Raw genomic sequence first — 25984 nt, 5'->3', positions numbered from 1 at the left:
AAAAGTCTGACTACACAAATTTTAAAAAATATGTTATACTGCAAACGCTTACATCCATCATCTAAAGGGGGAAATTTGGAATGATGCATGCTGAATTAAAGGAACAGACGGTTTATGAGGCACTTGAGCCCCATGATACTTATTTCTTTAAGTTAGGTTCGCATGGTATGGTTTGTTTTCATGGTAAAAACTATAGTTTAAAAAAGACGTTATCACCTGAGCAAATTACAGCCCTGCTAGCCGATCCTGCTTTTTATCGTGTAAGTAATCAATACTACGCTAATGTATCTAAGGTATATGCCATTCAAGGCACTACATTACTGTTCCGCGATGAATTTCATGGGATTAAGACACTTCCTGCATCAAGAAGAGCTGTAGAAGAAATTCGGCGGCGTAAATCCATGTAGCTCCAAAATATAAAAAAAGCGTAAGACAGCAAGTTTGTGGAAAACTTGATTGTGTTTACGCTTTTTTTATTTAAACTTATTTAACTTAAAGAGTTTGGTATTATGCTATTTCACATAAAATCTAGCTGTTTCTTCCCAGATTTCACCTGGCTGCAAACTAAACAAACCAATTTCTTCAGCTGATAACGATGATTTAGGCGCATTCACTAAATTAATTTGTGGTTCAGGGCAGAAAAACCCTTCCTTTGCTCCGTTGTTCCAAATCATCCATTGCTTATAGGAAGTGCCAACATCATATACAAGTGTAACGCCTAATTTCGTATCGGTAAGCTCCATCACATTGCGGCCGTTTTGAGGTTTTGCTGTGTAATGATTGTCAAGGGAAGTGAAAAACGGATATACTCCTTCTCCTTGTAGCTGCTTTTCTTCCTCTGATAACGGCTGATATTGACCTGTAGGTAACATCCGATCACTCATTTGCCAGCGATCGCCAATCGTTGCTTTTACCTTGTAATCACTAGCAGCAGAGCCTGTAGCAAACGGAGCATTGATCGCTGTATGGAACGCAAACAAGCAAGGCATCTCATTTTGACCTTCATTTATAACAAATAAGTGTTGTGCCAAGCCATATTCGCTTAAAGTGTATTTTAATTTAACTGTAAATTTAAAAGGAAGATATTGATACATTTCATGGTGCTCATCAACCTTAACATGGACAATAACATAGCTTTCAGATGCGGTAGTTCCAAATTGCTCAACAGTCCATTTAGATGTATGTAAAAATCCATGTAAATGGTTGCCTGTTGCTGCCTCATTCACCGGTAAATGATAAACCTGTCCACGCCATGGGAATTCCCCATCTTCATAACGATTAGGCGGGTACAACACAGGAATGCCATAAATCCCAGGTTGTGCTTTAAAGTCATCCATTTGTCCTTCCAGTGGTTCACGCAAAAATTTGTAATCGCTTTCGACATCACGAAATGAAATTAAGTTACCGCCTAATTCAGGCAAAATAACAGCTTCATATTTTCCCGCTTTTAAACCGATAGCCTTTTCATTTTGGAACAATTGTTCTTTAGCTTCGTACTTCGACATACCTTTCTACTCCTCCTATAATAACCCATGATTAGAATTCAAAAAAATAGTCACTCCACTATATATTAAGTTAGACGCCTCAGCTTTTAAACCCTTTTTCTAAAGCATTTTACATAAAAATATTTAAATCCTGTGAATGACGTATAAAAATTTTGATCTTCTGCATACTTCAAATACAGTCTAAATGAAGGAGTGCAGCCCAAAATGACTAACGCTAACAAGACACGCACTAAAAAAACACTGATTTCCACTATTATTTTGACGATGATCCTTGTTTCATGTGGTCGTCCAGAGGGATCAAGTGTTATTTTGAATAAAAATGTTGCCGCTGGAACCACAATCAATACAAACTTGCATACAGATAACAATAATCAGATTTGGATTCCGTTAGATGATGCAGTAAAAGGCTTAAATTTGCGGATGAAGATGGACAAACAAGATGCACTAATTGGTTACTCTGATGTTATGTATTCAGTGAAGCCTAATTCTAAATTTGCCATGTCATTAGGACGTTCAATTCAGCTTGACCAAGCTCCAACTTATTTAAACGAAAAAATATACATGACCCCTAACGCTTTAGCAAAGCTGCTTCAAACAGATATCGTTGCAGATACTAGGCAGCAGGCGATTCAAGTAAAAGCATGGGATAAACCTAAGGAAAATAATGAAAATGTTATGCCAAAGCAAGGAAAGGCAAATTTTAAAGTGTTAGATATTGGTCAAAATCAAGATGAGCTAATCAACTATGCAAAAAAATTCCTTGGTGTTCCTTATGAATTTGGTGCACCTCCTTATGAGCAATCCAAAACCTTTGACTGCTCTTCCTATACTCGGCATATATTAAGTCGCTTTGGCAGTGATCTGCCACGATTAGCACGAGAGCAAGCAAACGTAGGTGTCTCCGTATCTCGTGACCAACTCAAGGTGGGTGACCTGTTATTTTTCACAGTACCTGGGCGATTTGCAAATGACAAAGTTCCTGGACATGTTGGAATTTATATCGGTAACGGTAATTTCATTCACACTTGGGGAGAACCAGGTGTAACGATTAACACTGTAGATAGTGGCTATTGGCATGATATGTTACTGTTTATGCGTAGAGTATTGTAAATTTACTGCAACTAGAAATTAGTGGTTGATTAAAAAAGTTTTTTTACATTATAGAATAAATATTTAAATTTGTGTTTGACTGCTAATGCAAGCTAGCGAAGAGGCCAGAGAGATTCTGAAGATTGTCTCTTAAAATCAAATTCCAACAATACATTTACTCCAATTAAAAGGAATATGATTTTAATACAATCGCAAGAACTCTCTGGATCGTAGCTACCACGCTCTAAGCACATTTCATTTATTTTTATTGTTAACAAAACTTTCCCCTCTCGAAGTTTCCATTACTCCCCATTACACAGTATAATAATGCTTATACGCATTCTTAATAAATTCTTGCTACTCTTAACCTCACGTAAATAACCACAATGAAACTAGTAGAGTAGATTGCGTGGCTTTGCTTAACTTTTAATATATATACATGAGGAGAATAGGTATGGAGAACTTAAAGCAGGCTTATCAGACATTAGGTCTTTCCGAGAACGCTTCCAGAGAAGAAGTTGAAAAAACATTCGAAATGTTATTACGACGCTCTAAGGGCAAGTCTGGGGAAGAGGCAACAATTTTTGAGCAGCAATTAAAGGCATATAAATTTATTATTAACTACAAAGAACAAGCTGAAATTGAAAAAATGAGTGCAGAACGTTATAGCAAATACGGTAAATTTGCAGATCAGGCTGAAAAAACAAGTGATTTTTTTAGACTACATAAAACAAAAGTTTTCGTTAGCATCATTAGTGTTGTAGTCGTTATTGTTGCCCTTACTACCTACCTCAATCATAGAGAGGAACAAAAAAGACTAGCCGCACTTCCTCCTGTTGATTTATCGTTATTATATATTGGTAATTTTATGGTAGATGATAGAAATGGTGGTGAAGAAGCCTACGAAAAAGCGTTATTGCAACAATTCCCACAATTTAAACGTTTTGCGTTGAGTATTAACTATATGCCTCCCGCAAATAAAGACGGGTTAACAGGAGATGCATTAGCCTATCAGCAAAAAGGATTTACAGTTATAGCGACTGAACGCCCTGATATTTATGTTACTGATCAAACTACGTTTGAATGGGTAGGCAAAATGGGGGCTTTTAAAAGCTTAGATGAAGAGGTTGCAGGCAGATGGAAGTCACTTGTTAATGAAAAAACAGCACTCAAGCTATTGAATGAAGAGGATCAAAAGGAACATATTTATGGAATTGATGTTTCTGATAATCGGCTATTTAATGCGCTTCCTCTATATAAAGACAAAGCAATTTTAACGATCCGTGATGGAAGCAGCAATATAGAAAAATCGATGCAATTCATTGAACATTTTCTACAAAATAAATAGACAAAAAATAAGAGGTGTCCATCATGACGAAGGAACTGGTTCCCAAATTAATACAGCTTGTTAAAGAGGATGGTTTGTTATCTGAGCATGTATTTAGTAATATTGAAGTGGATGATTTACTAGATCATAGGGATGAAGCTCTGTTTACTGATGAATGGATGAAAATCTATGATGACATTTCTAATAAAAAGCTAACAAGTTTTATAGATGAAATAACTAATCAGCAAATTGATTTACTTCGCGAACGTGTGTATAAAAGGGTGTATCGTTATACTAGTTCAAGTGATCTAGCAGGATATATTTCTGATGATTTTGGACTGATTGGGGATGCATTACATGTGAATTATAATAATGACTGGCTTTCTGCTCTCCTAAAATGTTATATAGAAAATACAATACCAGCTGGCGCGTTATCTAAAAACAATCACACCTTATCTGAATTATTATCATCAATATAACCTCAATATCATAGATTTATATTACCAACTAAGGACAGCTAATAAGCTGTTCTTTTTGATTTCTAAATTTTGATCTCCACACAAAAAGTTATTGTTGCATTATATAACAATCTTATCTACAATAGCTTTATAAACGCGCGTTTATAGAAAGAGGGATCACCATGCGCAGCGAAGATATTGCTAAATTAGCCGGGGTGTCCCGTAGTACGGTATCCCGTGTCATTAACAATTATCCAAATGTACCAGAAGCAACACGTCAGAAGGTGCTAGAGGTCATACACCAGCATCAATATGAGCCAAATGCTTTTGCGCGTGCATTAGCAGGCAAAGGTACAGATACAATTGGACTGTTTGCGATTAGTATGAGTGAACAGGAGCATACCAGCCGTATTTATCAAAACAGCTATTTTGCACCAATTGTTGATCTTGTTGTGGATACGGCGAATGCCCAAGGCTTTTATGTTTTAATTCATACGATCTATTCTCCTGATGACTTTCATAAGGTCAAGCAGGCATTTTCTCAAAAAAGAATAGATGGAGGTATTTTAGTAGGGATTCAGAATGATATCAATCTCGTGTCAGAGATGGTGCAGCAAGATGCCCCCCTCGTACTTATTGATTATAATATTTCTGAAATTATGTCTGAACACCTTGATAAAAACCACCTCGCAATTATTAATTCAAGAGATTATGAAGGTACTGTCGAAGCGATGGAGTATTTGATTGGGCTAGGTCATCAGGATATTGGGATAATTTGTGGAAAGATGGATACTTTCTCTGGCCGTGAGCGTTATATGGCCTACAAGGATACGATGCAAAAATATGGACTCTCTATTGAAGAAAAGTTTGTGTTAGAGGGTAACTTCTTGAAGGAAACCGCTTACACTTCAGTGGAGAAATTAATTGCAACAGGTGAGCTACCTACAGCCCTCTTTTGCGCTAATGATGCTATGGCGATTGCCGCCATTGAAGCATTAAATGCATCAGGTCTACAGGTACCCGCTGATGTATCCATTGTTGGCTTTGATGATGCTTCCCTTTCCTCCCATATTAATCCTAAGCTAACGACTGTACGTTTACCTATTGCTGAAATGGCAAAAGCGGCAGTAGACAAAGTAATAAGTTTATGTCAGGATGAATCCACTAGTTTTAGCACCATGAGCTTCCCTACCAAATTTATTATTCGAGAATCGTGTTCACAGCTTCATGATTGTTAACCAATATATACATATTGGTTTCAATTTTCATTAAAATAAACGCGCGTTCACAAACGAAGGGAGAGTTTATATTTATGAAATACGGAACTTTTGATGATACTCGTAAGGAATATGTCATTAACACCCCCGAGACCCCTTATCCTTGGATTAACTATTTAGGCAATGAGCAATTTTTTGGACTCATTTCAAATACTGCTGGTGGCTACACCTTCTATCGTGATGCACGTCTACGTCGCTTAACTCGCTATCGTTATAACAATATTCCACTAGATTCTAATGGTCGTTATTACTATTTGTATGATGATGGTGATTTCTGGACACCAGGCTGGATGCCTGTAAAGCGTGAGCTTGATTTTTACGAGTGTCGTCATGGCTTAGGTTATACCTCAATCACTGGAGAGCGCAATGGAATCTCAGTAAATCAACTTGCCTTTATCCCATTAGGTCATAATGCAGAGGTACATCGTCTTGTTGTCAAAAATACAGGTAATTCCACAAAGTCTGTAAAGCTGTTTTCCTTTGCTGAGTTTTGCTTATGGAATGCACAAGACGATATGACAAACTTCCAACGCAACCTAAGTACGGGTGAGGTTGAAGTGCAGGATTCCGTAATCTATCACAAAACTGAATATCGTGAACGTAGAAACCATTATGCATTTTATTCTGTTAATTCTAAAATCGATGGCTTTGATACCGATCGCGAATCATTTGTTGGACTATATAACGGTCTTGAGCATCCACAGGTTGTTGCCGCAGGTCAAGCTTCTAACTCTGTTGCTAGCGGCTGGTCCCCGATCGGCTCCCATGCGCTTAACATCACACTTGCTCCAGGAGAAGAGCAAAGCTTTATTTTCATCCTTGGTTATATTGAAAATCCAGAGGAACAAAAATGGGAAGCGCCTAACGTGATTAACAAAAAACCAGCACTTCAGGTGATCGAGCAATTTGCAACCGATGCACAGGTGGATGCAGCACTTGCTGACCTTGCTGCTTACTGGGATAACCTTTTATCCAAATACCAAATTGAAAGTAACGATGATAAGCTTAACCGGATGGTCAATATTTGGAATCCGTATCAATGTATGGTTACGTTTAACATGTCTCGTTCTGCCTCTTATTTCGAATCAGGGATTGGACGTGGTATGGGCTTCCGTGATTCAAACCAAGACTTGCTTGGCTTCGTACATCAGATCCCTGAGCGTGCAAGAGAACGTATTCTCGATATAGCGGCAACTCAATTCGAGGATGGCAGTGCTTATCATCAATATCAACCGCTTACGAAAAAAGGAAATAACGAAGTAGGTAGTGGCTTTAACGATGATCCATTATGGCTTGTGCTTGGTACTGCAGCTTATATTAAGGAGACAGGCGATGTAAGCATCTTAGATGAGCAAGTGCCTTTTGATAGCAATCCGAACAACACAGCTACATTATTTGAACATTTAAAACGTTCGTTTGAGCATGTCACCAATAACTTAGGACCACATGGTCTACCATTAATCGGTCGTGCGGATTGGAATGACTGCTTGAACTTGAACTGCTTCTCGAAGGAACCAGGTGAATCGTTCCAAACGACGGCAAACATTGAAGGCCGTATCGCTGAATCTGTATTTATCGCTGGTTTGTTTGTGTTTGTTGGTCCTGATTATGCAGAAATTTGCCGTATGCGTGGTCTTGAGGATGAGGCAGTAAAAGCTGAAAATGCGATCTCTAAAATGTCTGATATTACGTTAGAACATGGCTTCGATGGAGATTGGTTCTTACGTGCTTATGATCACTACGGCGACAAGATCGGCAGTAAGGAAAATGAAGAAGGAAAAATCTTTATTGAGCCACAAGGTATTTGTGTCATGGCTGGTATCGGTGTAGAGGGCGGTCAGGCGGCAAAAGCACTACAGTCTGTAGAAGAACATCTTGATACAAAATATGGTATCGTGTTGCAGCAGCCTCCTTACTCTAAATATTATTTAAATTTAGGCGAGATCTCGACCTACCCACCTGGTTATAAGGAAAATGCGGGTATTTTCTGCCACAACAATCCTTGGATTATGATCGCAGAAACAGTGCTGGGTCATGGCGATCGTGCTTTTGATATTTATGCTAAGATTGCACCTGCTTACCTTGAGGACATTAGTGATATTCACCGTACGGAGCCATATGTTTACTCTCAAATGATTGCGGGCAAAGATGCGGTTCGCCACGGTGAAGCGAAAAACTCTTGGTTAACAGGAACTGCGGCTTGGAACTATGTAGCGATTACGCAATCTATTTTAGGGATTCAAGCCGACTTCAGAGGCTTAAAGGTTGATCCTTGTATCCCATCAGCTTGGGAGGAATTCCAGATTACACGCGTATTCCGTGGTGACACATACGTAATCAAAATTAGCAATCCTCATCGCGTAAGCAAAGGGGTTAAGAGCTTGACGTTGAACGGTCAAGACGTAGCAGGCAACATCATTACCCCTGTTGGGGATGGTGGCACACACCACGTTCATGTTGTTTTAGGCTAGCTAATAAGCATTTGAATACGTAGAAAGCAAAAAATAGGTTACGCTTTTAGTCCAACAGAACAGTCTCTCCCCTTGCTTTACAAGCAAAAGGGAACTGTTCAAAGAACTTTAAGCCGTAACCTATTTTTTTATTATTGTGATATTGAAGCAGCTTTACTCACAGTCCCCTGCTCTTGCCGCTGAACATGAACCTTGCCCTATGAAAAAGGATAGCAATAATGCAACAACCGTAATCGCGGTTGCAATCACAAAGGCATGATCAATCCCCTGCAATGTTGCTGTACGAGTTAACTGTGCAATTTGCCCTGCATTTGCTGGGTCCTTCGGATTAATCCCTGCTTGCCCAATTAATGAAGTCAACTGCCCTTTTGTTTCTGTTGTCATCACGGTGAGCAGTAACGCTGTTCCCATTGCGCCAGCAATCGTTCTTAGCGTATTTGACATCGCAGTACCATGAGCATTTAAGGAAGCAGGTAATTGATTAAGTCCCGCTGTTTGGATAGGCATCATCAGCATTGACATACCAAACATCCGTATTGTATATACAAGGATTAAGTGTGTATATGTCGTGTCTAATGTTAGCTTACTAAACTGCCATGTCGTTACGGTCGTAATAATAAGTCCAATGACTGCTAACCATCTTGCCCCGATTTTATCAAAAATAATGCCAGTGATTGGGGACATAATTCCCATTAAAATTGCACCAGGCATTAATAATAGTCCTGATTCAATTGGCGTGAAGCCGCGGAGATTTTGCAAATAGATTGGTAACAAAATCATAGCAGCATATAAAGCCATCGTAATAATTACATTAATTAATGTCGTTAAACTAAACATACTATAACGAAATACTCTAAACTCTAAAATTGGGTTACTGGAAAAAATTTGACGCACAATAAACCAGATGAGTGACATTATTCCAACGATTACACTTACAATAACCTCTGTACTATGCCAACCATTGGCGGAGCTTCCAGCTTGGCTAAAGCTATATAATAAGCCGCCAAAACCCGCAGTGGATAAAATTACGGACCAGATATCTAAATTAGGCTTAGAGATTTCTGTTACGTTTCGCATAAACACAATCCCTAATACAATCGATAACACTGCAAACGGAAGTATAATCCAAAATAAAGTGTTCCAAGGGTGATGCTCAATAACCCATCCAGATAAGGTTGGGCCAATCGCAGGTGCAAAAATCATTGCAATCCCCATCATCCCCATCGCTTGTCCCCGTTTTTCAATCGGGAAAATGGTTAAGAAAATAACGGTCATGAGTGGCATTAAGACCCCAGCGCCTGATGCCTGTACTAATCGACCGATTAACACGACAGGAAAGCTATTTCCTAACGCACAAATCAACGTACCGATTGAAAATAAGCTCATTGCTGCAATAAATAATTTACGTGTACTGAATCTTGCCATTAAAAAGGCACTTATCGGAATAAGGACGCCATTTACTAGCATAAAGCCAGTAGATAACCATTGAATTGTTGTATAGCTTACACCAAGATCCTCTGTCATTTTAGGTAAAGCTATATTCATTAACGTTTGATTTAAAATCGATACAAATGCTCCAATAAGTAGTGCCATTACAATTGGCCATTTTTTGAAAGTAATTGCATTATTAGTTGCTATATTCATAGTTGGTTTTCTTCTCTCGCTTTCTCTAATGACTCAATAATTTGTTGATGTGTATTTAGCATTTGTGTCACTGCATCAGCATCCAATGTTTCTAATACGTTAGAAAGGATACCTGAATATTTTACGTCCGTTTGATCGTGAACCTCCTTCCCCTTCTCAGTCAAGCTCAACGTCACTGATCTTCGATCACTTGCACTACGATGCCGTTCAATTAGTTCTGCCTTCACTAAACGATCTACTACACCACTTACAGTACTATTGCCTAATCGCATCCGCTCAGCTAGCTCTGTAACCCCAATCTGAGGTTCCTTACATAAAATTTTCAAAGCATAAAATTGAATTCCAGTTATCCCAGCTTGCTCTGACTGCTCCGTTAGCAATTGGAAAAAGGACTTTTTGACTGCCCTAAAGGATTGGACAATTTCATGCATATTTCCTTTTTGCACCAACTATAACCCTTCCTTTTAAATGCTACTAATTTAAATACTTCTTACTAGAAGTATCGCATACGAAATATTAAACTTTATTATTATAATTGTCAAGACATGCTTAAAATTATGATCAAAAACATATATTTAAAGCCCGATTCTCACCTGGATTTTATCCAAGTCATCGGGCTTTTAGTGATTATTAACAGTATATAATTATTTTGAATAAGACCGTAATTTTTCTCGTACATATTTCCCTGTTGGTTTCAAGTCCTTTTCTTCCCAATGTCCCTGTACAGAAGCCCCAGGAACTAATACTGCTGAATCCTCAGGATGATCTGCTAGGTTCCAATTAAACCAGCTAATGCCATGCTCGTCCAAAAAGGATAACCACTCATCAGACTTCTCTAAATAAACCCCTTCATCCCCACTTGCTAACGTGGTTCCCCACTCACTTACAAACACACCCACATTTTTATTTAATGCATATCTGATTTTGTCTCGAAGCTCCTCACCATGTGTGCCTGCATAGAAATGAGCAGTATACATGACATTATTATCTTCCAAAGGATGATCTGCGGCATGGTGAACATCTTGGCTCCATGTGCCTGTACCTACTAAAATTAAATTTTGTTTATCATAGGAACGTATCACTTCAATAATTTCTACAGCGTAAGGTCTAATTTCCTTCTCCCAGGTCACATCCTCCCCATTGGGTTCATTACAAATTTCATAAATCACATGTGGGTATTGATGGTATAAACCTGCCATTTCCGCAAAAAATGCCTTTGCCTCTTCTTTATGCATATTTGGATTGTTATCAGATAAAATGTGCCAATCAATGATGACGTATAAATCTAAGGAGATACATATTTCTACTGCTTCTTTTACTTTTTCTTTGAGATGAGGTTGGCTTATGTAGCCGTTTTCACCGGTATACATTGCTATCCGAAAAGCGTTAATGTGCCAATCTTCCTTGAGCCAAGTTATCACATCTCGATTTACATAATTTCCGAACCATTGCATCCCATGAGTGCTAATTCCTCGAAGTTGGATTTTATCACCATTTTGGTCATATAACGATGATTGCTGAACCTGAAGCTTACCTCTGAACAGACTCATTCCACTTGCTCCTCTCATTGATTTACCTCTAAGTTTTAGTTACCATATACTTCAATTTTTCTTCTACTTAAATTTACCTTATAACATATTCTTTTGCAAAATATATATATCCGGTAATACGAAAGTGGTGCTATACTTATGGTATAAATATCCTATTATTTAGTAAAGGAGACTTAATTCTTATGGCATGGTTTCATAAGCTTCCGTTTTCCAAAAAAATATTTTATGCGTGTTATGTTATTGCAGCATTTTTTGCTATCCCAACCTTGGTCACATTCATAATAGTAGGAAAAATATTTACAGGTATTTTTTTAACCTTGATTTTGTTAACGCTTACCTTTCCAATTGCGATTTATTTAAGAAATGTATTGTCAGATTCCTTTACCACCCTTTCACATGCTACAGCTAGAGTTGCAAAAGGTGATTTTACAGGCAGTATTAATGCCACTGGTGGAATCGGTGATTTAAGCGTCTCCTTCAATAGTATGGTAAATAAGCTCCGTAGCATCCTACAAGAAACCTCACAGATCACTCGAAAAGTTATGAACTCCAGTAACTCTATTTCTGATAAAAATCACAGCTTAATTGACGTTATGATACAAGTTGGTCAGTCCTCTAATGAGCTAGCCATCGGAGCTGGCGAAATTTCGCAAGATATCGGCAATATGACCAAGTCGATTAATGATATTGAGCATAAAATTAATGACTATACCACCACCACCCAAGTGATGAACCAACGCTCTTCTGATACCTTGCAGCTTGTGGAAACAGGCCGAAGTGCAATTTCACGTCAAGTATCTGGTATGCGTAAAAATATTGATGCTACCAGCAAAGTGGCAAGTACAATTCAAGCTTTAGCAGAAAGTGCAAGAGACATCACACTCATTACTACTTCTATTTCTGAAATTGCAGATCAAACAAATCTATTGTCATTAAATGCTTCTATTGAAGCGGCTCGGGCAGGAGAGCAAGGTGCAGGCTTTGCAGTTGTAGCTCATGAGGTTCGTAAGCTAGCTGAAGAATCAACAAAATCTACAAAGGAAGTATTTAAGCTAGTACAAATTATAGATCGAGATATTAAGGAAGCTAATGAAAGCATGATTTTAAATGAAAAGATTGTAAAAGAACAAGGTCAATTAATGGTGGAAGCAGAGCAAGTATTTAATCAAATTATTGATAGTGTCCAATATATCGGTAAGCAGGTTGAAGACTTTGCCAGAGAAAGTATATCTATGCTGGAAAGTGCTAAAACAATTTCGAACTCGATTCAGAACATTTCTTTGATTACAGAACAGTTTGCCGCAGGAACAGAAGAGGTATCTGCATCTATGAACGAGCAAATCGCCTCAATTCAGGCGATGGCTGCTGAAAGTGAAACGATGAAAAATGCAGTGATGCAGTTAAACAAAACAATTAATATATTTAAATTTTAAATATAAGTAAAGGATAGCCTTGATTATTCACTTCGATGATCTGGGCTATCCCCATCTCTATTTGCAGAGACAATTTGATTCCTTCCCTTTTGCTTCGCATGATACATAGCTAAATCTGCCTCTTTAATAAGGTTAGAACCCAACCTCACTCCCCTTCTACTACTACTCACTCCTATACTAGCGGAAAGGACCATAAACCTATCCTCTATTCCTATAGGTCTGCTTAATTGCTCCAGAACGGCTGAAGCTATTTTTTGAGCCTGCCGCTCATCTTTTGTTTGGACTAAAACAATAAACTCATCGCCACCTACACGAAAGATAAGATCAGAATTGTCTGTGGCCTGCCTTATTCTCCTTGTAGCTGTACGTAGTAACTGATCCCCTGTTTCATGTCCCCATGTATCGTTGATCTCTTTAAAATGATCAAGATCGATGTACAACACAGCATGTGCTCTTTTAGCCTTACACGATTTCATATAATACAACATCCCATTACGATTAAATGTCTTTGTTATGGAATCACGATATGCGAGGTTTCTTAGTACAGCACGTTGTTTAAATGAAATATGCAAATATATACTTGCGGTAATTATGACAATAATCCCTATTTCAACAAGGTACATTTTATCACCAACGATGACTAATTTAATTTTTAGGTATATTAAAACTAATGGTTGTCCCATGATCTAATATACTTTGGATTTTAAGACCATGTCCATAAAGTTGTTTCAAGCGTCGATCTGTATTTAACAATCCAATTCCTTGCTGCAATTTGTTATCTCCTTGGAGCAGATTGTGTACTTTCTCTTCCGTCATTCCAACGCCATCATCTATTATTTTGATTTCAACAAGCTGTGGGAATTCTTTAATGCTTATTGTAATACTTCCACCACTTGCACGTACTAAAATTCCATGCTTGATTGCATTTTCGACAAGGGGTTGAATGGAAAGCGGCGGTAGTTCTAATCTTAAATGCTCTGGAATTTGCCAAATCACTTTTAATCGCTCTCCAAAACGTTCTTGCTCGATGTATAAATAGGAACGAAGCAATTGAAGCTCATGCTGTAAAGGGACAACGCGCTGAAGGTTGACATCATGAAAGCTCGCCTGCAAATAATTACCAAACTCCTCCAATAATGCAATCATCCTATTTATATTGACTTCAGATAAGGAAGCAATCGTATTTAGTGTATTAAATAAAAAGTGGGGCTGTATTTGTGCTTGCAACCAAGCCGCTTCTAGTCTAAGACGTTCATTAATAGAACGTTGTACATTAATCAAAGCATGTACTCTTGTTTTCAATTCTAAACTATTAATCGGTTTAATTAAATAATCATTTGCTCCCGCTATATATCCTTCATACATATCTTCAGGATGGCTATACGTTGCTAATAGCAAAATAGGGAGCTCTGATAACGAAAACTTTGACCTGATCTGTTTAGTTAATTTATAACCAGAGCGCTGCGGCATCGCAGCATCTGTTATGATAAGACTCCATTCCTGTGAGTCTAGCAAGTCCAGTGCTTCCTTTGCGTTGGTAACAAAAGAAACATCATAATGAACAGGTGTTAAAATATGATCCAACACTTTTAAATTGGTGGGGTCATCACCCACCGCTAAAATTTTTGGACGTTCAGGATGATGGAGCATATGGGCAAACATCGCAGATGAATTTTCTTGCATCAATCGTAACTGCCCCTCAGGGTCCTGATCCTGCTGGTCTAATTCTAATTGCCACACTTCGTCAGTGATTGGCCTCACTTGGTTTGCACCTCCATGTAGTCCTACAGTTTCCTTAACTATATATGTATACATAGGGAGCATTAAACTCTATCATTTTGTCTATCGCTCCCAATTAGATTTAATATGACAATTATAATTTGGCTTGAACAATCAATCGATGCGTTGGATTAATCATAGGATCACATGTAATTAAGGTTACAATAGAATCCTGACCATTTTTATCTAAGACAGATAAATCAGTAGGCTCCACAATAACAATATTATAAACCTTATATATATACTTTTGCTGGTCATTTTGCACTATGATTTCATCGCCAATTTTAACTTCTCCTAGCCGATTAAACAATCTACCCTCTTTATGAGCGCGGTGAGCCGCGATTGCTGCGTTACCTATTTGTCCTAAAGGTGTCGTCTCAGACATATGTGCTGCGGCGTGTCTCATATTTTTTTTGGTTGCTCCTTCTAGAATAGGAAGCTTCAAATCAATAGAGTCGATAGAAATAATGCCTAAAACACCTTCCTCAAGCTTAATAGGCTGTGCTTTATTTTCATCAGTGGAGGATACACCTTCATCAAGTAGCTGAGAAACTTGAGCATAATCTTGACCTATCGTACTATTTTCAGATACGGTTGAACCCGCTTCAGCAATTTCGAGCAAATGATTTTGCTCTTGATCTGCAAGCCACTCATTTACTGTAGGAAATAGCATGATACAAAAGCCTGCAATGATTAATAAATAAGAAAGTTTTTTCTTCAACTGTTTGTCTTCCTTTCACTCTGAGTAGTTATTAGCACACTTACCAGTTTTGGTTACCCTCAAGCTTATTGATTTCTATTGATTATATTGATTGATCATTAACGACTATAATGGTTTATAATCAACAAGCTTCAAGGCAGAAAAGAAGTAATTGGGAATTCCCGTTTACTTCTTTTCTTAAGAAAATCAAAATAATTTCATTAATTACGTTTGTTCATGCGAATTAAAAGTCCACCAGCGATGAATAAAAATCCTAATCCAACGTAAGGCATGCTACTTGTTTCCCCTGTTTGTGGCAATGTGGTTACGCTACCTAATGGAAGCTCCTCATCTTCTAGTTCGATGATCTCCTCTGTTGCTGGAGAAGGAGAAGGATTTACAGGTTGATCTAAATCCTCAGATTGTTGTTCAGGTTCTGCTGGTTGTTCTTTTTGTTCAACAGCTCCAAATGGTATTGGTTCATCATCAATCTCCACAAACTCTGAAACATCAGGAATTGTTGGGGTTGTTGGAACCGTAGGAGTCGATGGGTCTGTCGGATCGGTCGGATCCGTAGGATCGGTTGGATCCGTCGGGTCCGTTGGATTCGTCGGGTCCGTTGGATCCGTTGGATCGGTTGGATCCGTCGGGTCGGTCGGATCCGTTGGGTCCGTTGGGTCTGTCGGATCCGTTGGATCCGTTGGATCCGTTGGGTCCGTCGGATCGGTCGGATCCGTTGGATCCGTCGGGTCTGTCGGGTCCGTTGGATCCAACGGATCCGTCGGATCGGTTGGATCTGTTGGATCCGTTGGGTCTGTCGGATCCGTTGGATCGGTCGGGTCTGTCGGATCGGTTGGATCCGTTGGATCTGTTGGATCCGTTGGGTCTGTCGGATCCGTTGGGTCCGTCGGATCGGTCGGATCCGTTGGGTCCGTTGGGTCTGTCGGATCCGTTGGGTCCGTTGGATCGGTTGGATCCGTTGGATCTGTCGGGTCTGTCGGATCCGTAGGTGTAATCGGTGGATCCACGCCCGTAAACGGTACAGTGTGGAGTTCCCCACCTCCCGATAATGATTCGGCAATAATCGTACCGTTGATATTACCATTGTTAAACTCAACATTTGCTAGTGGCGCTAAAATTGAACCTCGAACTCCTACGGCTTCGAGCTTTAATGATTTAGCTTCATAAAAGTTAAACAACACATTTGAATTGTTTACACCACCTTGACCATTAAAGAAAAATTCTCCGCCTCCAACTCTTCTGTTTTCCCCACTCACATTAATGATGACGGTGGAGCCCGGTGGAACGTTAATTTTCAGTTCTGAAATGTCTCGATCAATGTAAAAAATATTAATGGTTGGATCACTTCCGTTTAATTCAATTCCTGAATAATACGGGTTATAATACGTTTCACCAATATTCACATTCACTTTTTTGGCTAGGTCATCTGAGGTTTGTTTCAGATACGTGCCCTCTTTTGCAAAATCAATTGGAGATGTCCCTTGATGAAGCTCACCATCTCGCACGGTAGGCTTATTAATTAAGTTCCCACCATATATCGCGTGGCTACCTTGAACTTCTCCCCCTTGGTAGTTTAAGTCACCACCAACGACTAAAGCATATTCACCTGAAGTAAGTCTTGAGTTTACCGTATAATTATGAAATGTTGCGTTTCCACCTACAGCAACTCTCCCCTCACTATCGGAGCTTTGCCTCATATCTCCAAATATAAATGCGTTATAATCCCCTGCTACTCCTAAAAATGAAGATAATTGCGCTAGTTGCTTTAGCGAAAGGGATGATACAGATACAGGGGAATCTACTGGGCTAGCAAATGCAACATTAGCGTAATGTCCCCGAAACAAAATAACAGTAGTGATTAGCAATACCTTGAAGCTTCTTTTTACAACCTTATTTCCCTTTATCCTCACGTTCCGTTGATCCCTTTCTTTGTAAATTTTTTAACTGTCTGCTAAATTAGTCGTCATATAACAATATGATCTATCTATCTCAACAAATTCTCAACAAATTGAAAAAAAAGTTAAATATTTTTTTCCATGTTCATTTTTACTTTTTCAATAAACTGCTGGCGATTTCTCCGATACACGCTATAACAGTTTTTTCCTAATTTTTTTGCAGCGTACATTGCTGAATCCGCCTCAGCTAACAGCTTTGTTTTTTCTACCTTATTTGATTCGGTCATTGTTATTCCGATACTCCCAGTAACAAACAGCTCATGGTTCTCTACATAGTAAGGCTTGCTAATTAAACCTAATATAAGACCAGCGAGAATCTCCACCTTGTGGGGCTCACAATTTTTCATGATAAATATGAATTCATCGCCACCAATGCGAAATGCGAGTTGATTTTGATTTGTGATCCGACTTAATTCGGTGCTTACATTCCGTAATAATGCATCGCCAACATGATGACCAAACGTGTCATTTATAGTTTTAAAATGATCCAGGTCTAGATATAAAACAGCAAGCTCGCCTTTTCCTTTATACCGACTCCAAAAATGCTCTAAGCCATTACGATTAAATAATCCAGTTACATCATCTTGATAGGCTAAAACCCTAAGCTTCTTTTTATCGAGTTCCACAATAATCACCATAACTAGTAACACAGCGATAATAATCATAACCACGATAATACCAATATGCTCCAATACATTCACCTTATCTCTCAACAATCTTGTAGGTATACAAATCCTACAACAATATATATTCACTTTAATTACTATGATAAATATCACTTCTAAACAAATTCTAAACAAATTTGTAGAAGGTCTATTTTAATACCTAAAAAAAGAGATATCTCAAAACAACTCTGAGATATCCCTTTAAACAAACTATTTATTTTTTACGATTCCGAATCACGTTAAAGCGAAGGTATAGTCCATATGTCAAAAGAATAAAACCGATACCATACGTCACTAAAGGAATTTCTTCACCCGTCTGTGGTAAATACGTAACACCTGATGTTTTTGTTTTGAGATTTGGTCTTTTGGTTTCAGGTTTGTTCGTATTTGGCTTGTCGCTAGGTAAAGGTTCAGAAGGATCCACTCCCTCTAGCGGAATTTCGTCATCGTCTACATCCACAATTTCTGGATTAGGATTGTTATTTGGTTCTTCTGACGGTGTTGTTGGTTGTTCTGTGCTCGGATTGCCTGGCGTATTTGGTGTTCCAGGATTATTTGGCGTGCCTGGCACAGATGGTGTAGATGGATTACTTGGTTCTGTTGGTGTCACTGGTGGATTAGGATCTTTCTTTTTACTGTTAAATACAGTAAGTGTTAAGACGTTACCCTCATCCTTTATACTTTTATCGATCGTGACACTAATCTGTGTTTGATCAAGCACATAACCTTCTGGTGCTGTAATTTCTTTTAATATATATTTTCCATATAACAGCTTACTGAATATAGCTTTACCATCTTCATCTGTTGTTGCCTGTAAGGTAACTTGCTTTCCTTTTACATCCGAAAGTTCAAAGACAGCTCCTTTTAAAAACTTCTTCCCATCCTCTTTGTCTAGCTTAACAATTTCTAAGTTACCGACAACCCCTGTGCCAGATCCAGAACCTGATGAACTACGAACAATAATCTCTTTATTTGTAGTTAGCTCACCAACCGTTATTCCGTCTCCTTCAAATTTCACTTTATTGCTAACAATTTCCCCATTTGCTGCGTGGATCAGTGATGAGTATTTTAAAATATAAGCTTGATTTTCGATCGGCTTCGTAAATTTCAATACAAATTGTCCTGACCCATCATTTGCTAACTGAAGTGTGTAATCCTCACCTTTTACAAGCTCGGTAGTTTGAGTTAAGGAGCCATCAGCAGATGCAGCTGCTTTATATAAATGAAATGAGTCTGCAAGTACAATTTGATTTGGTGTTGGTTCATCATAAATGACTGCATTTTTGATATACGATTGGCCACGATTAATATAAATCGTCCAATCTAGGGCATCATCATTTTGTACACCACTTTTAGAAACATATTCGCCACCATAAGGGATATTAACTGAACCTTCCCAAGTTACAGAATATTCATCCGCCTTAAAGGTCACTTCATTATGGACAACTTTATCTACGACTTGATTTTCTAGCGTTGTCTCAAACGTAATCCAATAAGGGCTATTAATGGTGTTTTTAAACTTAACGGTCAAAGTATGATTATTTTGTTCTGTAGGTGAAATAACTTCATATTGAGAAGGATCAACCAATTCACCTTGACGAGTCCCGTCCCACCAGCCTAACAATTCCATCTTGTATACATGAAGCGAACCTTCTTTATAAACTTGATTAGGCTCAATAACATCGATAATTTGTGCATTCTTTAATTCTTTTTTATTGTAATTTGCTTTAATTGCCCAAGTTATTGCTTTATATCTTGCATCATAGGAACCTGACTTCGCCCCATTATTTCTTGTTAAATTATCAGGCCAAAACGTATCACTTACTGTAATACTTTTAGGAGCATTAGCATCGTCTCCCCATGAAATCATGGCTTGGTTCGGAAATTCCCCACCGGCTGGAGCATTGCTTATATGATGTGGATGCTTCCAGTCATTGTTGAACTCCGTTGTATATCTGATCGTATGCTTGGTATTAAAGGAATAACTAGGCTTGAAGCGAAGCGTAAAGCCTTGCTTCCCAAATTCCTCACCAACACCCCCAATTTCAAGCTCATAATTAGACGCGTCTACTTCAACACCGTTTGCATCAAGCACCTGTAATTTATCCTGAACAAGCTTTAAGCCACCCGTTGGAAAAACATCTCGAACGATGACATTTTTCATTTCATAATTGTCTTCATTGATAAAGATATTCCAGTCCACTAGCTTCAAGTTATAGTCCACGTCACCACGTTGCTTTTTCCCGATCACGTTCCCTAATGCTTGACTCGCTTCCTTCGTTTCCGATCCATTACCGTCTGGTTTTATTGCAGTGACACTATTACTTACGTTTAACCCATTTCCTTCAACTCGGTTCGTTGCCTTTGTTGCATATTTAATGATATATGCGTCTGTAATATCCTCATTAAATTGTAGGTTAAAGCCGTTTTTACCATCATCATTTGTAATTGGTGTTAATACATAGTTACTTACAAGCTGAGATTCGTTAGGCTGATTTCCTGCGTCTGCACTTACACGGTAAACCTTAAATGAATCTTGAACTAGCTCCTGATCTCCATTAAAACGGTCAGTTAAAAGTGCATATTGTTTTGCGATCGTTTTTTGACCAAAATTGTATTTAATAATCCAATGAACCGTTTGGTTTGGCGCATCATAACTTTCTACCACTTTATCAAGTAATGCACCGCGATGAACATTTACAGTAGCCGATGCGGTTGTTTCGTTAATGTTACTTCCTGTTAAAGTCGCTTTATTTGTGAACTGAGCTAACTCGCTATCTGGATCTATTGGTGTGGAATAAGTCACTCTATAGGCAGAGTTGATTCCAGGCTCATTAAATTTTATTTGTAGCTGATCATTCTCAACCTTCACCACATAATTAGTAGCTAACTCTCCTAATGTTGGAGGGCTATTTATGCCCACGTTCAAATGGTGCACCTGTATAGCGTCTTCATTGAGACTTAAACCAGCAGGAATAGTATCACTTAATACAGCATTGTCTATGGTCTTAAGCGCTGTATTAACATCCACACTCCAGTTAATTTTATTTGCTTTTTCTGCAACACCTTGCTTCGTTAATGTCGTTCCGCCAGCAGGCTTGAAATAAACGGTTTTTGTCACAAAGTTATCAGCAATAGGAAAAACAATTTCTACCTTGTTGGTTTCAGAAATGATGTGCGAGCTAAAATTTGTTTTTACCGCAATATGCCCACTAATTTGAGAGTGGTTTTTTATAAATTCATTAAAGGTGATAATAACGTGCCCATCTGTATCTACATTAAAGGTACCCACTTGTTCTCCGTCAAAGGATAGAGGTTCATTTTTTATCGTTGTGTAGATTTCAAATGCTTTTGGAATGTCAAATTCATACGTAGAGCCAGCTTGGAAGGTATGGTCATCTGCTAAGCTCCAGTTATAACTAATTTCTACCGCAGCATTAAGGTCAAGTTGGTCATCACTACCTTCGCCAATCACGACACCATTGCTATCCTTAATAGTGACACCTGTAATGGAGAAGCCAACCGCCTCTGCGGGATTTTCAGTTGTCTCAGGCTTCGTTGCTTCCAAGTCAGTTTGTTCGGGTTTCTCTGACTGCTCTGATTGTTCAGATTGCTCTGATTGTTCAGGGTTTTCTACCTCTTCTGATTTATTTGGTTGCTCTTCATTTTTTTGTTCCTCTTCATTCACCGCAGGTTCTTCTTGGTCTGTTGGTTGCTCTGTCTCACCATTAGAAGGTGGAATTATATCTGTAGGTCCCTCAGTTTCATTTGGTGTTGCTGGCATGACCACTGCAGGTGAATCAGTAACATTTTCACTTGCGTGTGCAGCAGGTATCATAACTCCCATAAAACTGTGCAATAGTAATATGAATGCCATACATAAGGTAAAATACTTCTTTCTCATGTTTAAATACAGTCCTCCTAAATTTCATAATGGTTACTAATATGACATCAACATAAAGATGATGCCCACAACCCAAAAAATATGATATATCTCACATCTATACAATTTCTGAACAATAAAAAAAGCCTTATGGGTAAACGCCCATAAAGCTTCGATCTGATTTTTTATAAAAATAATTAAACTGCGGAATTCTCCCATCTCTCGTACCATTCTACAATATATAAACTTGGCTCTTCGTTTAAATCTTCAAATAACATTTTTTTAAAATGCTCAAATTGACGTGTCACAAGATGATATTGACCTTTTGCCGCATACAATCTCATTAGCGCATAGTTGGCATACTCCTCAAGTGGATTGCTAGTACATATTTTGCTATAGTACTCTATCGCCTTATCTTCATTGCCCGACTCCATATACCAATTGGCAATTTTATATGCCGTTTCAAGCCATTGCTTTTTTAATCGTTCACGTTCGCCTTCTGCCCACCAATAATCATATTCCTGTAAATAGTCGCCGATGTATAGCTTCTCCATTTTAATATAGCTCTCCAAGGTCGTTGATGTGAGTGGCAATTCCTGTGATTTAAAGTACTCCCACTCATCCACATCCACCGTGACATCCTTTAGCTCAAGGCAATATCCTTCAGTCATATTCATAATTTGAAAATGTCCAGTATAAGGTGATAACGTTTTTCGAATATGGTATATCGCAGTGTATAGCTGAGAATATACCTTTGATAGTTCATGCTCAGGCCACAATAAATCTATTAAGGAGGACTTACGTACTAATTGACCCCTATGCTGTAATAAGTAAAGGAATAGCTCCTGTGCTTTACTTGTTCTCCATTGCAAAATAACAGGTGACTCTTTAGCCTTTTTAAGGGTAACTTGTCTAAACACATGTAAGCGAAGCTCCTCTGTTCCTTCCTCGACCATGCTTGGTGCTTCGTGTTGATATTCTTTCATACGACTGATTGTTTTAATAAGTCTTTCCATTCTAACAGGTTTAACAATATAATCTAGCGCATTGATCTCAAAAGCTTTTACCGCAAATTCATTATATGCAGTTACAAAAACGATATTTAAATTTGGATTTCTCTCAAATAGTAAATCTGCAAGCTCAATTCCACTCATTTCAGGCAACTGTATATCAAGAAAAACCACATCTGGTGCACACTGAGTAATCCCCTCCAGTGCTTCATGTGGGTTTGTAAATTTTCCAACAATATTAATATCTTTTATTTTTAATAGCTGACGCTCAAGATAATCTAATGCAAGCTGTTCATCATCCACAAGAATTACTTTCATTCACTAAACTCCTAATCCTAAAAATTTATAAAGGCCAATGAATAATTGCGTAAATCTGTTAATGTAATGCTTATTTATATAATATCATACCGCTACTTATGACAGTTGCCTATCCATTGCAAATAAAAAACTGCACATCAATTAGAATCTTTTTTTGACGTACAGTTTGTATTTTTTTAAAAATAATATTTAATTTAATTCGTTTAGTATTGTTTAACGGCTGTATATTTGCCTGTGTCCTTAATCATTTCAAATGCAGTTGAAGTTCCCTTCCAGCCTGCATCTACTGTCGTATCAATTACAACCCATTTGCCATCTACAAACACTTCATTCCAAGCATGATAGTTTTTCACGTATTTACTATTTCCCATTACTAATTTAGTAGGGATATTTTCACTCCGAAGCATAGCTGCAAATAGTGAAGCATATCCATAGCAAATATCTTTTTGATTGACAAAGGTACGATCAATTTGAGGTAGATAATCTGTGCTTAGGTTAAAAGGAAGTGACTGGTCATATTTTATATTTCCGATAACATAATTATAAATCGCTGTAATTTTCTCCATATCGCTAGCTTTATTTTTGACTAAATCTTTTGCTTTTTTTATAGCTTGATTTTGATCAGTGAAGCTAATATTTTGAATGGAATTTAAATATACCTGACTACTATCCTGCAGATCAAGAGCTAGATTTGCTTTTTCGATTACCTGATATTTTTTCCCTGATACTTGTTTCACTAAGCTAATTACATAACTGCCATTTCCTAATTGAAGTGGAAAGAACTCTTGTTTTCCTTGGAATAAATTATAGCTGTATTGCTGCGTTCCCTTGGCAATTAATAACTTCATTTTTGCACCAGACTCAACATTATAATTAATACTAATAATCCCTTTATCTAATTGACTTGTATTCAGCCACGAATTGTTATCCGCTGCATAGGTAAAGCCACCAAAAAATAAGGAAAAGGTAAGCATAACTATAAGAGAAGATACCATAAATTTACGCATAAAAAATAAACTCCCTTCGGTAGCCAGGCTGCCATCTCACAGGCCCTATAGCTTTGCGTCCCTGCCTTTCGACAGGTTTGCCATTTATCGTTATAAAGTTTATCGATACGTTTATATTAACATATCTATCATCTTATGCAATACTTTTTGTCTATGAATTAGTAAAAAGGTCTTATGCCCTGTTTTACATTAATTTGCATACATGATAACGATTACAACATAACCCTTTACCTCTCTTATTTCCCAAATTGACATAATGGTTTATTATCGCATAAATTATAATTTGAAAGTGGTTAGGTCTTTAACACTACGCTCCTTTCAGGCAATTATTTCCACTTACATTATTATATTATTAGAGGAGTGCGTCTATGTTTCGTAAATCGTTAAATTCAAAATCAAATTCAACTTCACTGGACAACCTGTTAGAGGCAAGTCACAAATTTGCAGCGAATACCGAACTAAAAAATACTACTTTCGAATTATCCGCTCAAGAAAAAGACCCAAAAGTACAGGAAATTGCTAAAAATTTCGCTAAAACTATAAATAGACTTAACGAAGACATGAAAAACAAAGAAATTCGAACTGCATTAATTACAAAAGCGATTCAGGTTGGATTATGGGACATGTCTGTAGTCGCAGGTGACCCTATAAATCCAAAAAACTCCTTCAACTGGAGTGATGATTTCCGTCACATGTTAGGCTTTCAAAATGAACAAGATTTTCCTAACGTCCTAGAAAGCTGGTCTAATCGGTTACATCCTGAGGACGCTGATTATACGTTAAAAGCACTAGCTGACCATTTAGTAGACCATAGTGGAAAAACCCCCTATGATATCACCTATCGTCTTCAGCTTAGAAATGGGGAATATAACTGGTTCCGAGCAACAGGCACCACGATCCGTGATGAGCAAGGGGTTCCCCTCGCTATTGCTGGTGCATTGTTTAATATTCATGAGCAAAAGATTAAAGAAACAGAGCTTGAAAATATGTATCTCCGTTACAGCTTAATTAATAAAATTTTAGTTGAAGCCCCCTGGGAAATTATTATACATGAAGGCGATTTGGGTCACCCAAGATCTCAAATTTGGTGGTCACCACAGTTTCGTCATGTGTTAGGGTTTGAAAATGAACAGGATTTCCCTAATAAGCTGACAAGCTGGACAGATCGCATACATCCTGAGGATCTTGACAAAACCAATCGATACTTAGCAAACTATATTGCAGACCATACGGGAAGAGAAGAATATAGTACAGAGTTTCGTCTTCAGCTTAAAAATGGGGAGTATCGTTGGTTCCATGCCAATGGTGAGGCGGCTCGTGATAGCAATGGGACTCCTATTCGTATGGCAGGTACAATTCGAGATATTACACATGAGAAAAATAAAGCCTATATTTTAGAGCAAATGAATCAAAAAACAAAACAGCTCTCAGCCTCCATTGATGAGATGGTTCGCGGGATTAGCTCTGTTACCTTACAAGCCCAAGACCTTGCTACTGCGCAAGAGCAATCTGCCACAGCAGCAACACAAGCAAAGGGAAGTGTAGAAGAAACTAAGGATATTTCCAACTTTATTAAAGAAATCGCTAATCAAACGAACCTGCTTGGTTTAAATGCCTCGATTGAAGCCGCTCGTGCTGGAGAGCTTGGTGCTGGCTTTAATGTCGTTGCTGGTGAAGTCAGAAAGCTTGCCTTACATAGTGCTGAAGCGACTAACCATATTGATGAAAGCTTAGTAAAAATGAATCAGCTGATGGAAGTTGTGTTGGAGCATATTAATAACATGGCGATTCTAACCCAGACCCAAGCTGCACTAACCGAAGAAGTTAATGCGTCTATGGATGAAATCAATATGATGTCACAAAACTTAGTTGACTTTGCTAAGCATTTATAA

The 25984-nt window shown here is 38.1% G+C and carries 20 protein-coding genes and 1 riboswitch; of the genes, 8 read left to right on the top strand and 12 right to left on the bottom strand.

Annotated elements, in window-relative coordinates:
* The first annotated feature begins 80 nt into the window (after positions 1-80).
* Positions 81-407, top strand: coding sequence for a LytTR family transcriptional regulator DNA-binding domain-containing protein (locus tag ABE099_RS04945; RefSeq protein ID WP_430027917.1), 327 nt, complete (start codon positions 81-83; stop codon positions 405-407).
* A gap of 105 nt (positions 408-512) precedes the next feature.
* Here the strand turns inward: ABE099_RS04945 and ABE099_RS04940 are convergent, their stop codons facing one another.
* On the bottom strand, positions 513-1505 hold the full coding sequence (locus ABE099_RS04940) for an aldose 1-epimerase (protein ID WP_430027915.1): 993 nt from the start codon (positions 1503-1505) through the stop codon (positions 513-515).
* Positions 1506-1709: 204 nt separating this feature from the next.
* Here ABE099_RS04940 and ABE099_RS04935 point away from each other — a divergent pair, with 204 nt between their 5' ends.
* From ABE099_RS04935 to ABE099_RS04915, 5 genes are all read left to right on the top strand, one after another.
* On the top strand, positions 1710-2615 hold the full coding sequence (locus ABE099_RS04935) for a C40 family peptidase (protein WP_430027913.1): 906 nt from the start codon (positions 1710-1712) through the stop codon (positions 2613-2615).
* Between the two features lie 433 nt (positions 2616-3048).
* Positions 3049-3942: a molecular chaperone DnaJ gene (locus tag ABE099_RS04930; RefSeq protein ID WP_430027911.1), complete on the top strand. Its 894-nt coding sequence runs from the start codon at positions 3049-3051 to the stop codon at positions 3940-3942.
* A 23-nt stretch (positions 3943-3965) separates the two neighbouring features.
* Complete coding sequence (locus tag ABE099_RS04925) at positions 3966-4400, top strand: hypothetical protein (protein ID WP_430027909.1); 435 nt, start codon at positions 3966-3968, stop codon at positions 4398-4400.
* A 143-nt stretch (positions 4401-4543) separates the two neighbouring features.
* Complete coding sequence (locus tag ABE099_RS04920) at positions 4544-5617, top strand: LacI family DNA-binding transcriptional regulator (protein ID WP_430030476.1); 1074 nt, start codon at positions 4544-4546, stop codon at positions 5615-5617.
* 74 nt (positions 5618-5691) lie between these two features.
* Positions 5692-8127 (top strand): GH36-type glycosyl hydrolase domain-containing protein, encoded by a 2436-nt coding sequence (locus ABE099_RS04915; RefSeq protein WP_430027906.1) that lies wholly within the window; start codon positions 5692-5694, stop codon positions 8125-8127.
* A gap of 153 nt (positions 8128-8280) precedes the next feature.
* Here ABE099_RS04915 and ABE099_RS04910 read toward each other — a convergent pair whose 3' ends face one another.
* The 3 genes from ABE099_RS04910 to ABE099_RS04900 all read right to left on the bottom strand — a co-directional run bounded on the left by ABE099_RS04910 (position 8281) and on the right by ABE099_RS04900 (position 11321).
* The gene (locus ABE099_RS04910) at positions 8281-9771 is read right to left on the bottom strand and encodes a DHA2 family efflux MFS transporter permease subunit (RefSeq protein ID WP_430027904.1); all 1491 of its coding nucleotides are present in this window, start codon (positions 9769-9771) and stop codon (positions 8281-8283) included.
* Positions 9768-10202 (bottom strand): MarR family winged helix-turn-helix transcriptional regulator, encoded by a 435-nt coding sequence (locus ABE099_RS04905; protein WP_430027902.1) that lies wholly within the window; start codon positions 10200-10202, stop codon positions 9768-9770. Before ABE099_RS04905 ends, ABE099_RS04910 begins: the two co-directional genes overlap by 4 nt.
* A 213-nt stretch (positions 10203-10415) precedes the next feature.
* Positions 10416-11321 (bottom strand): glycoside hydrolase family 5 protein, encoded by a 906-nt coding sequence (locus tag ABE099_RS04900; protein ID WP_430027899.1) that lies wholly within the window; start codon positions 11319-11321, stop codon positions 10416-10418.
* 182 nt (positions 11322-11503) lie between these two features.
* Here ABE099_RS04900 and ABE099_RS04895 point away from each other — a divergent pair, with 182 nt between their 5' ends.
* Complete coding sequence (locus ABE099_RS04895; RefSeq protein WP_430027896.1) at positions 11504-12754, top strand: methyl-accepting chemotaxis protein; 1251 nt, start codon at positions 11504-11506, stop codon at positions 12752-12754.
* 23 nt (positions 12755-12777) lie between these two features.
* Here ABE099_RS04895 and ABE099_RS04890 read toward each other — a convergent pair whose 3' ends face one another.
* The 8 genes from ABE099_RS04890 to ABE099_RS04855 all read right to left on the bottom strand — a co-directional run bounded on the left by ABE099_RS04890 (position 12778) and on the right by ABE099_RS04855 (position 24092).
* On the bottom strand, positions 12778-13437 hold the full coding sequence (locus ABE099_RS04890) for a GGDEF domain-containing protein (protein WP_430027894.1): 660 nt from the start codon (positions 13435-13437) through the stop codon (positions 12778-12780).
* On the bottom strand, positions 13400-14515 hold the full coding sequence (locus ABE099_RS04885; protein WP_430027892.1) for a response regulator: 1116 nt from the start codon (positions 14513-14515) through the stop codon (positions 13400-13402). The genes ABE099_RS04890 and ABE099_RS04885 overlap by 38 nt, the downstream gene beginning before the upstream one ends.
* Positions 14516-14627: 112 nt before the next feature.
* Entirely contained in the window at positions 14628-15254 is a 627-nt protein-coding gene (locus ABE099_RS04880) for a class D sortase (RefSeq protein ID WP_430027890.1), read from the bottom strand.
* 200 nt (positions 15255-15454) lie between these two features.
* A complete protein-coding gene (locus ABE099_RS04875) occupies positions 15455-17164 on the bottom strand; it encodes a choice-of-anchor A family protein (protein ID WP_430027888.1) in 1710 nt (569 codons plus the stop codon).
* Between the two features lie 110 nt (positions 17165-17274).
* A complete protein-coding gene (locus ABE099_RS04870; protein WP_430027886.1) occupies positions 17275-17922 on the bottom strand; it encodes a diguanylate cyclase domain-containing protein in 648 nt (215 codons plus the stop codon).
* A 166-nt stretch (positions 17923-18088) separates the two neighbouring features.
* On the bottom strand, positions 18089-21778 hold the full coding sequence (locus ABE099_RS04865) for a collagen binding domain-containing protein (RefSeq protein WP_430027884.1): 3690 nt from the start codon (positions 21776-21778) through the stop codon (positions 18089-18091).
* Between the two features lie 176 nt (positions 21779-21954).
* Entirely contained in the window at positions 21955-23085 is a 1131-nt protein-coding gene (locus ABE099_RS04860) for a response regulator (protein ID WP_430027882.1), read from the bottom strand.
* Between the two features lie 203 nt (positions 23086-23288).
* Positions 23289-24092, bottom strand: coding sequence for a transglutaminase-like domain-containing protein (locus ABE099_RS04855; RefSeq protein ID WP_430027880.1), 804 nt, complete (start codon positions 24090-24092; stop codon positions 23289-23291).
* Positions 24093-24107: 15 nt separating this feature from the next.
* Positions 24108-24184, bottom strand: a riboswitch (cyclic di-GMP riboswitch).
* Positions 24185-24460: 276 nt separating this feature from the next.
* Between ABE099_RS04855 and ABE099_RS04850 the strand changes: the two genes are divergently transcribed.
* Positions 24461-25984, top strand: a complete 1524-nt coding sequence (locus ABE099_RS04850) for a methyl-accepting chemotaxis protein (protein WP_430027877.1) — start codon at positions 24461-24463, stop codon at positions 25982-25984.

It is taken from the genome of Paenibacillus turicensis (assembly GCF_050461185.1).
Classification (GTDB): Bacteria; Bacillota; Bacilli; order Paenibacillales; family Paenibacillaceae; genus Fontibacillus; species Fontibacillus turicensis_A.
The sequence above is the reverse complement of the archived record's forward strand: the minus strand, read 5'-3'. Positions and strand labels throughout refer to the sequence as shown.